This window comes from Flavobacterium sp. IB48, assembly GCF_016405855.1.
GTDB classification, from domain to species: Bacteria; Bacteroidota; Bacteroidia; order Flavobacteriales; family Flavobacteriaceae; genus Flavobacterium; species Flavobacterium ginsengisoli.
On sequence record NZ_JAEFCA010000004.1, the window covers coordinates 66,425 to 81,668 of the forward strand.

General features: G+C 35.3%; 8 protein-coding genes and 1 tRNA gene. 5 read left to right on the top strand and 4 right to left on the bottom strand.

Annotated elements, in window-relative coordinates; genetic code table 11:
• Positions 1 to 11: 11 nt before the first annotated feature.
• Positions 12 to 2,345 (top strand): glycoside hydrolase N-terminal domain-containing protein, encoded by a 2,334-nt coding sequence (locus tag JC605_RS13775; RefSeq protein ID WP_233074112.1) that lies wholly within the window; start codon positions 12 to 14, stop codon positions 2,343 to 2,345.
• Positions 2,346 to 2,418: 73 nt separating this feature from the next.
• Entirely contained in the window at positions 2,419 to 4,686 is a 2,268-nt protein-coding gene (locus JC605_RS13780) for a GH92 family glycosyl hydrolase (RefSeq protein ID WP_198856752.1), read from the top strand.
• 86 nt (positions 4,687 to 4,772) lie between these two features.
• Here JC605_RS13780 and JC605_RS13785 read toward each other — a convergent pair whose 3' ends face one another.
• From JC605_RS13785 to JC605_RS13795, 3 genes are all read right to left on the bottom strand, one after another.
• Positions 4,773 to 8,090, bottom strand: a complete 3,318-nt coding sequence (locus JC605_RS13785) for a DUF5107 domain-containing protein (protein WP_198856753.1) — start codon at positions 8,088 to 8,090, stop codon at positions 4,773 to 4,775.
• Positions 8,091 to 8,108: 18 nt separating this feature from the next.
• Positions 8,109 to 9,515 (bottom strand): sugar porter family MFS transporter, encoded by a 1,407-nt coding sequence (locus JC605_RS13790; RefSeq protein WP_198856754.1) that lies wholly within the window; start codon positions 9,513 to 9,515, stop codon positions 8,109 to 8,111.
• Between the two features lie 128 nt (positions 9,516 to 9,643).
• Positions 9,644 to 10,552 (bottom strand): AraC family transcriptional regulator, encoded by a 909-nt coding sequence (locus JC605_RS13795; RefSeq protein WP_198856755.1) that lies wholly within the window; start codon positions 10,550 to 10,552, stop codon positions 9,644 to 9,646.
• Positions 10,553 to 10,689: 137 nt separating this feature from the next.
• On the opposite strand from JC605_RS13795, the gene JC605_RS13800 reads away from it, so the two are divergent.
• The 3 genes from JC605_RS13800 (at position 10,690) to JC605_RS13810 (ending at position 14,839) form a co-directional block, all read left to right on the top strand.
• Positions 10,690 to 11,721, top strand: a complete 1,032-nt coding sequence (locus JC605_RS13800) for an aldose epimerase family protein (RefSeq protein WP_198856756.1) — start codon at positions 10,690 to 10,692, stop codon at positions 11,719 to 11,721.
• Positions 11,722 to 11,745: 24 nt separating this feature from the next.
• On the top strand, positions 11,746 to 13,677 hold the full coding sequence (locus JC605_RS13805; RefSeq protein WP_198856757.1) for a glycoside hydrolase family 97 protein: 1,932 nt from the start codon (positions 11,746 to 11,748) through the stop codon (positions 13,675 to 13,677).
• A gap of 211 nt (positions 13,678 to 13,888) precedes the next feature.
• Complete coding sequence (locus tag JC605_RS13810; RefSeq protein ID WP_198856758.1) at positions 13,889 to 14,839, top strand: aldo/keto reductase; 951 nt, start codon at positions 13,889 to 13,891, stop codon at positions 14,837 to 14,839.
• 266 nt (positions 14,840 to 15,105) lie between these two features.
• Here JC605_RS13810 and JC605_RS13815 read toward each other — a convergent pair.
• Positions 15,106 to 15,190 (bottom strand) — tRNA-Ser (locus tag JC605_RS13815).
• Between the last annotated feature and the right edge of the window lie 54 nt (positions 15,191 to 15,244).

Here is a 15,244-nt window from a genome sequence, read left to right on the forward strand (position 1 = left end):
AAACTATGAATATGAAAATAATCAAACGGTTTCTTTTTGTACTACTGCCATTTCTAGGTTATTCGCAAAATAATCAGCTAGAACTATGGTACACAAAACCAGCTTCTCAATGGGAAGAAACATTGCCTTTAGGAAACGGGCGTTTAGGAATTATGCCTGATGGCGGAATTGAAACCGAAAAATTAGTCCTAAATGATATAACACTTTGGAGCGGATCTTCGCAAGATGCAAATAATTATAAAGCCTATACTTTTTTGCCGCAAATAAGAGAATTATTATTGGCCAATAAAAACAGTGAAGCTGAACAGCTTATCAATCAAAATTTTGTTTGTACAGGTCCTGGTTCAGGAAGCGGTGACGGTGCCAATGTACAATTTGGATGCTATCAGGTTTTGGCTGACATGACATTAAAATTTGATTATAAAACCAAATCTCAACCTGTAAATTACACCAGAAATCTAAACATTCGAACCGCTCTTGCTTCAACTCAATTTGCGATTGACGGAATAACGTATAAACGGGAATATTTTGCAGGTTTTGACGATGATGCTCTTTTTGTGAAATTGACTTCAAGCAAAAAAGGGAAATTGAATTTCACAGTTCAATTGAATAGACCAGAGCATTTTAAAACCGAAAACGGAAATGACAATTCTCTTGTAATGACAGGACAATTGAACAATGGAATTGACGGAAAAGGGATGAAATATAAAGCCAAAGTAAAAGCTAAAATTATAGATGGAAGCGCTTTTTATGCCAATAATACCATTGAAGTAAAAAATGCAACTGAAGTAATTCTGTACATTTCAGCAGGAACAGATTTTAAAGATAAAAGTTTTGAGTCTTCTGTAGATAAAATTTTGGATGTAGCGATGCAGAAAAAATACGACGATCAGAAGAAAATACATATTCAAAATTATCAGAAACTGTTTAATCGCGTGGCTTTAAATTTTGGAAAACCAGTTCAGAAAACATTGCCAACAAATGAACGTTTAGATGCGTTTTTAAAAGAACCAGATTCAGATACTGAGCTTCCCGTTTTGTTTTACCAATACGGACGTTATTTAAGCATTAGCAGTACAAGAGTCGGATTGCTGCCTCCAAATTTGCAAGGTTTATGGGCGCATCAGGTTCAAACTCCGTGGAATGGCGATTATCATCTTGACGTAAATGTTCAGATGAATCATTGGGCATTAGAAACAGGAAATTTATCTGAATTGAATCTTCCGCTAAAAGATTTGGTAAAAGGAATGGTTCCTTACGGAGAAAAAACGGCAAAAGCCTATTACAATGCTGATGGATGGGTGGCGCATGTGATCACGAACGTCTGGGGATTTACAGAACCAGGAGAAAGTGCTTCTTGGGGAATTGCAAAAGCAGGATCAGGCTGGCTTTGCAACAATTTATGGAATCATTATTTGTATACCAAAGACCAAAATTATCTAGCAGAAATTTATCCGATAATCAAAGGAGCAGCTCAGTTTTACAACAGCATGTTGGTAAAAGATCCGGAAACAGGTTGGCTAGTAACTTCGCCATCAGTATCGCCAGAAAATTCATTTTTGCTTCCAAATGGTCAGGACGCGCATGTTTGCATGGGGCCGACAATCGACAATCAAATTGTACGTGAATTGTTTAATGGTGTAATTACAGCTTCTGAAAAACTCGGAATCGATTCTGAATTGCGAAATGATTTGGAAAAAAGGCTGAAATTATTACCGCCTTCAGGAGTTATTGGTCCAGACGGAAGAATTCAGGAATGGCTGAAACCTTATAAAGAACCAGATCCGCAGCATCGTCACGTTTCTCATTTGTACGGATTATATCCAGCCTCTTTAATAACCCCAGAAAGTACTCCAGATTTAGCAGAAGCAGCAAAGAAAACTTTAGAAGTTAGAGGAGACGACGGCCCAAGTTGGTCAATTGCTTATAAAATGCTTTTCTGGTCTAGATTAAAAGACGGAAACAGAGCTTATAAATTATTGAAAACCATTTTAAGGCCAACTCTTGCAACAAATATCAATTACGGAGCCGGAGGAGGAGTTTATCCGAATCTGCTTTCTGCTGGCCCGCCTTTTCAAATTGACGGAAATTTTGGAGCTACGGCAGGAATTGGAGAAATGCTAATACAAAGCCATGCAGGATTTATCGAATTATTGCCGGCAATGCCAGACGCTTGGCTAAAAGAAGGCGAAGTAAAAGGATTAAAAGCAGAAGGCAATTTTACCATAAATATGAAATGGAAAAATGGTAAAATAATACAATACGAAATACTGTCGCCATCACCTGAAAAAGTAAAAATCAAAGTGAATGGAGAATTAAAAGAAACCACCTCTTCTAAATTGTAGTTAATAACAACCCTAATCCTGCAAGGCCTTTTTTGAGTTTGCAGGATTAATTTTTTAAAACAAAGTTTTTATCATGATTTTAAAAAACATAATAATCATAGGCAGTTTATTCGCTTCTGTGATAGCAAGTGCGCAGAATTCAGAAAGAATTGCTTCACATGTTAATCCGTTTATTGGAACGGGAGCAGCAGATGGATCGCCTTTGTCTGGAAATAATTTTCCTGGTGCCACAGTTCCTTTTGGAATGGTGCAGCTTAGTCCAGATACGCGCAGCACACCAGATTGGAGTGTAGCCTGCGGTTATAATTACAATGACACCACAATTGCAGGCTTTAGCCACACTCATTTAAGCGGAACAGGCGTAGCCGAATTATTTGATGTAATGCTGATGCCTTTTAGCGGTGCAATTGTGAAAGAAGCTGAAGGAGAAAATGCCTATCAGTCGAAATTCTCTCATAAAAATGAAACAGCAAAACCTGGTTATTACAGTGTTCAATTATTAGATTATCAGGTAAAAGCAGAATTAACGGCAACTACACGAGCGGGTTTTCATAAATACAGTTTTCCTAAAAATAAAGAAGCGCATATTATCATCGATTTAGATCATTCGATGAAAAAATCAGATTGGAACACGCGAATTATTGCCTCCCAATTATCATTTCCAAATAATCATACAGTTGAAGGATATCGCATTATTACAGGTTGGGCGCCTATGCGAAAAGTATATTTTCATGCAGAGTTTTCACAGCCTATAATTCGTAATCATGTTAAAGACGGCGGTAATAGTTATGATAATGCTAGAATAGTAAACGGAAATGCCATAAGAGCCATATTAGATTTTGATGTTTCAAAACAGCAGGAAGTTTTTGTAAAAGTGGGAATCTCTGCAACAAGTATAGAAAATGCACGATTGAATGTAGAGTCTGAAATTCCTGCTTGGGATTTTGAAAAAAAGGTAAAAGAGGCAGATGCCGTTTGGGAAAAAGAACTCGGTAAAATAAAAATTGATGGCACAGACGAGCAAAAACAGATTTTCTACACTGCTTTGTATCACACTTATATTCAGCCAAATACTTTGTCGGATGTAAATGGAGATTATCCTTCGGCAGATTTTACAGTTAAAAATGCTTCAAAACCTTATTATTCTACCTTTTCTTTGTGGGACACGTATCGTGCAGCGCATCCGTTATACACTTTAATTCAGCCAGAACGTTCAGCCGATTTCGTAAACAGCATGCTGGCGTATTATAAAGTTTTTGGCTATTTACCAATTTGGCAACTATGGGGACAAGAAAATTATTGTATGATTGGAAATCATGCTATTCCAGTAATTGCAGATGCAGTAATGAAGAATTTACCAGGAATTGATTCCAATTTGGCTTACGAGGCTATTAAGAACTCAGCAATGCGCGAACACCCTGGATCTCCGTTTGGTATCTGGGAAAAGTTTGGATATATTCCAGAAAACTTAAAATCACAATCGGTTTCACTTACTTTAGAAATGGCTTACGATGATTGGTGTGTGGCTGAATTAGCAAAGAAATTAGTTAAAATAGAAGACTATAATCATTTTACAAAACGCTCTCAGTTTTATAGAAATCTATACGATAAAGAAATTGGTTTTTTTAGAGCTAAAGATGATAAAGGAAATTGGATTGGTCCATTTGATCCTTTAAAATATGGCGCTAATGGCGGTTATCCGTTTACAGAAGGAAATGGATGGCAATACTTTTGGTATGTTCCTCAGGATGTAAAAGGCTTAATTAGCTTAGTTGGAAATGATCAATTATTTACTAAAAAACTAGATACATTTTTTACTTTAGAAGATAAACCAGAAGAAGTAAATGATAATGCTTCAGGTTTTATTGGGCAATATGCGCACGGAAACGAACCGAGCCATCATATTGCGTATTTGTACAACTATGCAGGTCAACCGTGGAAAACACAAAAATATACTGCTGAAATCATGAAAAAGATGTACAATACTACTTCATCAGGTTATTCTGGAAATGACGATTGCGGTGAACTTTCGGCTTGGTATATTTTTAGTGCCATGGGATTTTATCCTGTAAATCCAGCAAACAGAATGTATGTTATTGGCTCTCCAATTTTGAAAGAAGCAATAATTGAATTGCAAGGCGGAAAAACGTTTAAAGTAACTGCCAAAAATGTATCAGATCAAAATGTTTACATTCAGAGCGCAAAACTAAATGGTAAGACTTACACTAAAACCTTTATTAAGCAGTCAGATTTGGATTCCGGAGGAACTTTAGAATTTGTTATGGGATCAAAACCTAATAAAAAATGGGGAATAAGAACAGAAGATAGACCTGCAAATTAAATTTTCCTATTTTTATATATTAGAAAAAATAAAAGGTTTGATGAAATGAATCATCAAACCTTTTTCTTCAAAAAACTGTTTTTATATTAACCTATAAAAACTGATTCTTCATTTTTTAGAAGAGATAAATGTATCGTAACCCCTGAATGGCTTTTCTCTTCTGCTAGAACACTATTAAAAGTTTGTTCTGCTTCAGCTTTTTTATCAAGACCTAAAAGACCTAATCCTTGCATATACAAGCAGTGAATTTTGTTTCGTTTGTCCAGATCATCTTCCCAAATCATAAGATCTGGAAGTGATACCGCAAAATAATCAATCGTAACATGATCGTTTACGTGTTTTTTTGCGTAAGCTACGAGCTTTTCAAAACGTTTATTCGCTTCAGCAAAATCATTTAATTTCAGATAAGCCAAGCCTTGATAGAAAATTTTGTCAGGCTGTTGGTCATTATAAAAAATAGCTGCTGTTGGTTCTTCTAAACCTTGCGTTGCTTTTTCCCACCAATTATTAGCTTGTTGTAGATCGCTTTTCTTTTCATAAGCAACACCAAGCCAGTAATGGATATCATTTTCCTGTGCTCCAGGTAATTTTCCTTCACCTAAATTATCAGGATAAATTTGTGCTTGTTCCAAAAGCGTTATGGCTTTATCATAGTTTCCTTGCGCAATTTCCTGTTTCGCAATTTCAGTTAAAGAAATCAAATATTGCCCGCTTACTTTTCCTTCACCGCCTTCCCAAGGATGGAACATTCGGTTTTGCAGTAACGTAAGTGCTTTATCGTGTTTCCCTAAAAGATTATACAAAGCAACTCTTTCTAAATACACGTCATCTCTTTGAATAACCAATTCTAAATGTTTTTCTAAGAAGGCCAACCTGAAAACCAAATCTCTATTTAAACGTTTGTACAACTGATCCAATTCCATTAGAATTCTTGCATCTTCCAAATCAAGTGAAAAAGCTTTTTCCAGACTTGCTAGTGCTTTTTGCTCATCGTTCAATTTGTTGTAATAAGCCAATGAAAGATTACGGTGTACAGTTGGAAAACTATCATCAATTGAAACCGATTTTTCCCAACACGAAATCGCATCATCATAAAATTTTGATGCATACCAAAAGTTTCCTAGATAATACAGCGCTTTTGCATCGTTAGTCTGTTTCTCGATAACTTCTGAAAGCACCAAAGCAGCTTCAATCTGATTTGGGAAACAATAATCAGGTTTTGCTTGAGAAGCCATCTTGAAACATTTTTCAGCTTGATTAAAATCATTCAGCTTTTCATAAAACGAACCCGCAAAATACCAAGCCATCGGATAGGTATTTTCGTCTTTTAATCCTTCACTTAATAAAGCAGAAGCTTCTTGATACAAACCTGCTGCATTGTAATCTAAGGCATATTCGATATACGTATGAATGTTGTTTCGAATAAGTGCATTTAAATACGTTAAATCCTGTTTGTCATTACTTAGAAGATACTTTTCGAATAGTAATCCAAAATTGAAAGAATCATTCTCTAAATAAGCATTAGCAAGCTGAATCGCTTTCTCTTTTTGGTTTAATTTTCTAAGAAAAGCCACCTGCAAATGCAATGCTTTATGATCTTCTGTATTTTTAGAAATCGCTTTTTGAATGTGAGTCAAAGCTGAATCGAAATCACCTTTTAAAGCATCAAGCTGCGCTACATAAAAATAACCCTGATTCTGCCAAGCTGCATTCCAAGTCGATTTGTAAAAAGCATCGTATGCTTCTTCGTTTTTATTCTGATATTTAAGTGACAATCCTAAATTGAAATACGCTTCTCCATCGTACGGATTTGGATTTCGCTGTGTAAGCGTTTTAATAGCAGCTCTGAAATATGGCTCACTTTCTGCAAATTTTGCTCGACGCATCAGCCATAATCCCATTGCATTATTAGCACGAACATCACCAGAATCACGTTTAAGCGCTTCTTCGTAATACGGAATCGGACTATAAGTGGCGTGTCTGTATTGCTCTAAATGCTGCGCTGTCAGGAATAATTGCTCGTTATTTTCTATATCTTCAGGTGCAAGAGCAGGTTTTGCAGCTTCTGGAATCTCATCTTCGTTTTGAGCTTCGTAATTCCAATCTACTAAAACTTTATCATCAGCATCTGTTACAGTAATTGACAATCCTTCTAAACCTGATGAGGTATTGAAATCAATTGTTTCTTCAAATGAATTGTATGGCGATGCATCATATTGTTTTTGGAATAAAACTGAGCCATTATTTTTTAAAGTCACCGTCGTTTTTGGATAAACTCCAGTTGTGTATGCTTTAATAACTAATTGATCGCCGATGTTTTCTAAGTTAACCATCGCATTTTTGGTTGCATTTTTTACTACTCCCAAATCACGATATGGCATAAAATACTGTGTGAAATCTTTTTGCTCGCCTGGCATAATCCAAGTAAAATCAGGCTGATTATCTGTATAAACACCACACATCAATTCGATATACGGACCATCTTCATCAGTAAGATTTCTGTCCCAAGCACGTCCAAAATCGCCATGTCCCCAAGTCCATTGTTTTTTTCCTGGAGAAACATGATGATTGGCAACGTGCAATAAGCCACCTTTTGAATCATTTTCGTATCCGCCAACAAAATTATATTTTGAAGCAATCGCCATATAAGAAGTCGGAACCGGAATGTTTTTATAACGTGAAATATCTGTTCCAGGCGAATAATCGACTTTATAATACGTTCCTTTTGCAATTGGGAAAGAGGAAACATCACGTTTTCCGTGATCAAAAACAGCATTTACATCAGGCGGAAAAACTGATTGATAATCGTCGTTTACTTTTACAGCAGGATTTGCCCACCATAAAAAAGTCTGTGGAAATGACGTTCTGTTGTATAATTGCGCTTTAATTTCTAAATACGCTTTATCAGGATATAATCTGAAACCAGCCATACCTTTGGTTCTAAACATACGCTCAACTTCACTGCACCAAACTGTTGCGCTTCCGTCTTCATGTTCTTCAATCGTAAAATCTACAGGATCAAATGTAGTTGGTCTGTGGTGTTGAGGCCAGTTAAATTCGATTCCGCCAGAAATCCACGGACCTGTAAGTCCTACCAATGCAGGTTTTACAACCTGATTGTAATATACAAAATGACGGTTTTTAGTTTTGTCATAAGCCATATGAACTCTTCCGCCAAGTTCAGGCAGAATCATTATTTTAATGAATTCATTTTCAAGATATACGGCCTGATATTCTTTATCTGTTTTTTCGTCCGCGATTTTTTCAATAACCGGATAAGGATATACCGATCCGTTACTTCCCTGATACACTCTTTTCTCAATAAATACAGGATTTTTTTCAGGTTTGCCCACCTCATAAGTTGGCAGGATTATTTTTTCCTTCCAAACATTTACTTTTTGCATGATGTAATGAAATTTAAATTATTGAATATGTTTTGATTGATCAGCAGCCATAAGCTCCTCAATCTCTTCAAGACTTTTGTTTTTTGTTTCAGGAAGTTTTCTGAAAACAAATAGAAATCCTAAGGCACAGATAATTCCATACAGCCAGAAAGTGCCTGACGTGCCCAGATAGTTGTTAAAAATTGGAAAGGTCTGTACTAATATTGCAGAAGCAATCCAGAGCGCAAAAGTGGCAATAGACATTGCTACACCTCTAATTCGGTTAGGGAAAATTTCAGATAAAATAACCCAAGTAATAGGAGCAAGAGACATTGCATAAATGGCAATGGCTAATAATACCAATAGCAACAATGGAAATCCGGTAACATTGGTATAATAAAAATATCCTAGTAAAGCATAGATTACAGCAAGTGCTCCAGAACCAAAAAGCATTAGTTTTTTACGGCCTAATTTGTCTACAGTTCCCATAGCAACTAGAGTGAAAACCAAGTTAATGCTTCCTGTTATCACAATATTCATGAACAAATCGTTTATACTGTAACCAGCCGAAACAAAGATTTCTTGAGCGTAATTGAAAATGATATTAATACCGCACCATTGTTGGAAAGCGGCCAATACGATTCCGATAATTAAGATCGAAAAAGCTTTTTTGTCGAATAATATTTTGAAATCGGTCTTTTCGCTTTCGTGTGTAAAAGTTTCTTTAATTTTTGAAAGCTCTTCTCTAGCATAATCAATTCCTCCAATTTTAGCAAGAGTATCTTCTGCCGAATTTTGATTCTCTTTTTTAGCCAAATATCTTGGGCTTTCTGGAATCAGAAACATCAATAGAAAGAAAAGAACAGCCGGGAAAAATCCTGCCCAAAACATCCATCGCCATCCAGTTTGTCCGTTCCAAGAAGCAAGAATCTGTGCGTGAGAATAACCAGTTGGAATAACTTCTGTGATTAGCATGTTTGTAATCTGTGCTGCAAGAATTCCGATAACTACGGTAAGTTGGTTTATGGACACGAAAAGTCCGCGGGTTTCCTGAGGTGCGATTTCTGCAATATATAAAGGCGAAATGGTAGAAGCAACTCCAATTCCGATTCCTCCAATAATACGCCAGACAATAAATATGTTGAAGGTTTCTGAAGCTCCTGTTCCAATTGCCGATAAGGAGAATAATACGGCGGCAGCAATCAGTAGAGGACGTCTTCCGTAAGTATCGGCTAGTTTTCCTGCAACAGCAGCACCTGCCACACAGCCAACAAGAGCACTGCTCATTGCCCAGCCTTGAAGAGCTGGAGAATCTGAAATGCCAAAATAAATTTCGTAAAATGGTTTTGCTCCGCCAATAACAACCCAGTCGTAGCCAAAGAGTAAACCACCCAGTGCTGCAACTAGACTAATTGATAGTAAAAAGGTATAATTGTAATTTTTCATAAAAAGGTTTTAATAGCTTTTGTAAAATTAGCGGAATCGGAACCTTTGATTTATGGATATTTTTTTTGAATAGATGGATTATAATCTGATTTTTTGGCATCATGTTTTAAAATCCGAAAACAATTGCGTTACTGCTTATATTCTGTTCGATATTGAATAGGTGATGTACTCATTATTTTCTTGAATAAACGGGAGAAATATAGCGGATCATTAAAACCTAAATTAAAACTGATTTCTTTTATGCTCATAGTCGTAAAACTTAGGTATTGACAGGCTTTCTGCATTTTTAGATAATTGAAATAATGTATAGGAGAATACCCCGTCTGTTTCTTAAATAAGGTAAAAAAATGTGATGATGAATAATTAAAATAAGCTGCAACATCGTTTATTTTTAACGAAAGTTCCAGATGATTTTTCATATAATCAATAGCCGACTCAATAGTATTATCCTCTGAAAATTTTCGGTTTTTTTGAATGAAAAATTTCTCATACAAAAAGGTATTCAGTAGCTGCCATAAAGATAAATTGGCAAATTCGAGATTGCTGGAGCTGTAACCATCTTCCATAACGTCTAATATGTTGTCAAATAGTTCGATACGTCTTTCTTCAAGCGATAATTGCGGAGCGGTATCAGGATATTCGGTTATGAATTTATCGTAAAAATAAGGTGCTTGTGGTCCAGTAAAATGAATCCAATAAATACTCCACGGATTTTGTTTTAAAGCATAATAATCATGCGCAACTTCTGGCGGAATAATATAAAAGGTATTGGCTTTGAGTGTAATGGTTTTGTTTTCTCGGCTAATAATGCCTTCTCCTTTATAACAATAAATCAGGATATATTGTTTGCTTCCGTGTTTTCGCTTCATGGAATGATGGCTCGCATTAGGAAAAACGCCAATATCGGTAAAATACAAACTCGAAATAAGCGGATTCTTTTTGATATTGGAAAGTATGTTTTTAGGAATTACAATCATGCGCTGTCCTAAAAAACCTTCTTTAACTTTTATTTTTTCCTTTTGCGATGCGTTTTTCATTTTCCTGAATCTTGTTTTTCAAATATCATAATTTAATCCATGCTTTCAAAAAAAATGTCCATTTTAAGCACAATTATCAAAAGTAAATTTGAAATTCTAATCTAACTTAAATCTTTTCTGACCTTTTTTAAACCAATATGAATTCTACCAATATAATTGCATACGAGTCTTTTGGCTGGTTTGCAGATCAAGAAGTTTTCAAATTTACTATTACAAACAGCCAAGGAAATTATGTGGAGCTGCTTAATTATGGTGCCATAGTAAAATCCATAGTTGTGCCAGATAAAAATGGGAAGAAAGAAAATGTAGTTTTAGGTTTTCCTACTTTAGAAGGTTATTTAAAAGACAAGGCTTATATCGGAGCGACAATCGGGCGTTTTGCAAACCGAATAAATAATGCTTCGTTTTCTATTGAGAATAAAACGTATTATCTGGATAAAAACGACGGAAAAAATAGCAATCACAGCGGTTCAGCAGGATTTAATTCTAAAGTATTCGATTTTAAAATAGAAAACGATGCTGTGATTTTTTCACTTGAAAACAGAAGTGGAGAAGGCGGTTTTCCGGGAGATGTAAATCTAAAAGTGATTTATAAATGGACTGATCAAAACGAATTGAAAATTCAGTTTTTGGCGGAAGCCAGCGAATCGACTCCGCTTAATTTTACCAATCATTCTTATTTCAATTTATCTGCTTGTCAAGATAAAATTCACAATCATAGATTAACCATTCAAGGATCAAAAATATTAGAAAGTACGGCCGACTATATTCCGACAGGAAAAATTATACTAGCTGACGAATATTTATTTATGAATGATAAACTGGGTGACGTAATGCAAAACAAGGGACTAAATCTTTATTATGTTTTAGATCGCAATCGTGTTGATGAAAAACTTGTTTGTAAATTGATTGAAGAAAAATCAGGTAGAATAATGCGAGTTTATACTTCATATCCGGGTGTGCAGCTTTATACAGGAGATTATTTAGACAGTGCACTAATCGGTGAACATTCTAAATTATACCAATCTTTTGACGGACTTTGTTTAGAATGTCAGTATTATCCTGACAGTCCCAATCATGAATATTTTCCTAACACTTTATTTGGAGCAGGTCAAATCTACGATGAAACCATTGCTTATACTTTTGATATAGTAACTGACAAAATTTAACTATCACCTTTAAATATTTATATAATGAAAAAAAAGTTTGTAAACCGATTTTTAATTGTCCTGATGCCGTCAGTATTTTTTCTGCTGACGAATTGTAAGGCACAGAATACATCACTTTCGCTAAAATCTAAGGACAATCTCAATCAGATCTCACTGTCTTTAAGCGAAGACGGACAATTGTCTTATAAAGTTACGCGTCATGATAAAGCTGTTATACTTGATTCTCCTCTTGGATTGACTTTCGAGAATGATGATTTTACTACTGGATTATCTGTTGTAAATGTTTCTCCAATAGAAGAAAAACGTGAGAAATATGAACTTAAAGTAGCCAATAATAAAACAGCTGATCATGTTTTTAAAACCAAAAGCATCACTTTCAAAAACAAACAAGGTGCTTTGATGACGATAGACTTAATTGCAGGAGAAGAAGGTGTTGCTTTTAGATATAAGTTTGATAATAAAGTGAATGGATCAAAAGTTCTTAAAAATGAAATAACAGGATTCCATATCGATCAAAAAGCAAAAGGATGGTTGCAACCTTATAATAAGGCTGGAGATTATACACCAGGTTATGAAGATTTTTATGTAAATGTAAAATCAGGAGATCCAATAAGCGGTGCTCGAAACGAATCTATTGGTTGGTGTATGCCAGCACTTTTTAATGTAAACGATGCTAAAAACTGGGTACTGATTGCAGAATCTGGTACAGACGGTTCATTTCCAGGCTGTCATTTAGCGCCAGATTCTAAAAACGGAATGTACACCATTGCCTTTGCTAAAAATGATGAGAAATTTACTTTGCCATTACCAGATAAAGGAAATGCATATCCTGAGTCTGCAGAACCGTGGACAATGCCTTGGAGAGTTATTATGATTGGAGATAATGCAGGTAATATTTTATTGTCTACAATGATTACTGATTTAGCTCCAGCTTCTAAAATTAAAGATGTTTCTTGGATTCAATCTGGAAAAGCGGCTTGGTCGTGGTGGTCGCATCCAGAAGATTTTACGCCAGAAATGTATAATAAATTTACGGATGTTTCGGCTTCATTTGGTTTCAAATACACGCTTTTTGATGCTGGTTGGGAAAAAGCCAACAAGGAAGGGAAAATTGTAGATTATGCATTGTCTAAAGGAGTGCAGCCATTAGTTTGGGGATTTTCAGCAGAATACTTTGATTCAGAAAAAAGAAAAAAGAGATTTAAAGAATTGGCTGAAATGGGAATAAAAGGAGTAAAAATTGACTTTTGGTGTTCAGACAGGCAAGAAGTTATGGCAGCTTTGCAAGGCGTTTTTGAAGATGCAGCAAAAGAACATTTATTGGTAAACTTACATGGAACAACAGTTCCAAGAGGCTGGCACAGAACATGGCCGAATTTTGTAACCGCAGAAGCTATTTTAGGAACAGAAAGTTATTTTTATGAACCAAGATTTCCAGAAAAAGCAGCAGAACAAAATACCGTATTGCCTTTTACAAGAAACGTTGCTGGTCCAGCTGATTACACGCCATTTGCTTTAACTTTTAGAAAATATACACGTTTAAATACTTCGGTTCATGAATTGGCAATGGCTATGATTTATACCTCAGGGATTATTCATTTTGCCGATTCGGAAGAGGTTTTTAATTCATTGCCAAATGAACTTAAAGATTTGTTGAAAGAAATGCCTGCCACTTGGGATAAAACTGAGGCTATTGTGGCAGAACCAGGAAAATCAATCGTGTTGTCACGTAAAAAAGATAATCTTTCTTATATCATCGGAATAAACGGAACTAACACAGTTTTACCTGTTTCTATTGATCTGACTAAATACGGAAAAGGGCATTCAAAATTCAGAATCATTTCTGAAGGTAAAGACCCATTGATGGATTTTAAAGTAGAAACTCATCCAATTGATGCTAAGTGGAAATACAATATGGCTCCAAAAGGAGGTTTTATTATTGAGTTTGTAAAGTAATAATTGATTGGTAAAATGAATTACAAAAAGAGGTGCTTAAAATTTTTAAGCGCCTTTTTTATTACGTGAAAAAATAACAATGAATAATATCTGTTTAGTAAAAGAAACTAAGAGTATTAAGATCTTAGGAATTCAAAAAAATGAGCTTCATTTTTAAAATATAATATTTACTTTTAGTAATTGATTTTATGAATCGACTAATACCAGAAATATGAGTTCTCAAAACCAAAAAAATGAAATAAGCCGACGCAGTTTTTTACAAACCAGTGCAAAATTCGCGGCCGCAGGAATTTACTTAGGTGTTTTTGGAATGCCTGAACTATTCGGAAATGTTGTCGTAGAAAAAAAAGATGTTCAGATTCCAGATGTCAAGCTGAATAACGGTGTCAAAATGCCTATACTAGGATTTGGTACATATGGTCTTAGTGGGGAAGTATGCCAGCAATCAGTTGCTGAAGCTATATCGGCAGGTTATCGTCTTCTTGATACTGCAAAAGTGTATGGAAATGAAGAAGCAGTGGGCAGAGGCATAAAACAAAGCGGAATTGACAGGAAAAAGCTTTTTGTTACATCAAAACTATGGGTTGATGATGCTGGTTATGAAAATGCTAAAAAAGGTTTTGAAGAGACACTAAGAAAACTGCAACTTGAATATCTTGATCTGTATCTGATTCATCGTCCAAGAGGTGATGTGAAAGGATCTTGGAAAGCAATGGAAGAACTTTACAAAGCAGGAAAAATTAAAGCGATTGGCATAAGTAATTTCGATCCAATACAACTAGCGGATCTTTTATCTTATGCTGAGGTAAAACCTGTGATAAATCAAATTGAAACACACGCTTATTTTCAGCAGACAAATGACTATAAGGTATTAAAACAGCATAATATCCAAATGCAAGCATGGGCTCCTTTTGCAGAAGGGCGTAATGGTCTTTTTACAAATGAAATATTAACTAAAATTGCTCAAAAACATGGTAAAACTACAGCGCAGGTAAGTTTGAGATGGCATTACCAACGTGGCATTGTAGCTATTCCGAGATCTTCTCAAAAAGTACATATTATAGAAAATCTTGACATTTTTGATTTTAAACTTGATAGTGCTGATATAAAAGAAATTGAAAAGCTTGACTTAAATAAAACGCAGTTTCCAGAATGGACTTAAGGTTGGTTTATACAAAAAAATGGAGATTGAAAACAAAAGTTTAAAAGAAGAAGTGTTATTGTTGCAAAATGCTGTTTTATTGTCAAAAAAAGAGTGATTAATGTCTTTTAGAGTAGTAAATTAACCTCCAAATGATTGCTAAATCTGGCGTTATGATTTAGGTCTTCAGAAGTCTTGAAAACATAATTGTAAAAGCAGAAAAACCTTTAAATCGTAGGATCTAAAGGTTTTTGTTTTTTGAAGATTTTCTTAGAAATCTCATGAAGCGGAGAAAGAGGGATTCGAACCCCCGGACCTGTTACAGTCAACAGTTTTCAAGACTGCCGCATTCGACCGCTCTGCCATTTCTCCAGTATGTTGCTCTCATTGTCTGATTGCGGGTGCAAATATAAGACGGTTTTTCGG

Excerpts from the sequence above, each read along its gene's own strand:
- JC605_RS13805 (WP_198856757.1), top strand. The coding sequence starts at position 11,746 with ATGAAAAAAAAGTTTGTAAACCGATTTTTAATTGTCCTGATGCCGTCA.
- JC605_RS13790 (WP_198856754.1), bottom strand. The coding sequence starts at position 9,515 with ATGAAAAATTACAATTATACCTTTTTACTATCAATTAGTCTAGTTGCA.
- JC605_RS13785 (WP_198856753.1), bottom strand. The coding sequence starts at position 8,090 with ATGCAAAAAGTAAATGTTTGGAAGGAAAAAATAATCCTGCCAACTTAT.
- JC605_RS13795 (WP_198856755.1), bottom strand. The coding sequence starts at position 10,552 with ATGAAAAACGCATCGCAAAAGGAAAAAATAAAAGTTAAAGAAGGTTTT.
- JC605_RS13800 (WP_198856756.1), top strand. The coding sequence starts at position 10,690 with ATGAATTCTACCAATATAATTGCATACGAGTCTTTTGGCTGGTTTGCA.
- JC605_RS13810 (WP_198856758.1), top strand. The coding sequence starts at position 13,889 with ATGAGTTCTCAAAACCAAAAAAATGAAATAAGCCGACGCAGTTTTTTA.
- JC605_RS13775 (WP_233074112.1), top strand. The coding sequence starts at position 12 with ATGAAAATAATCAAACGGTTTCTTTTTGTACTACTGCCATTTCTAGGT.
- JC605_RS13780 (WP_198856752.1), top strand. The coding sequence starts at position 2,419 with ATGATTTTAAAAAACATAATAATCATAGGCAGTTTATTCGCTTCTGTG.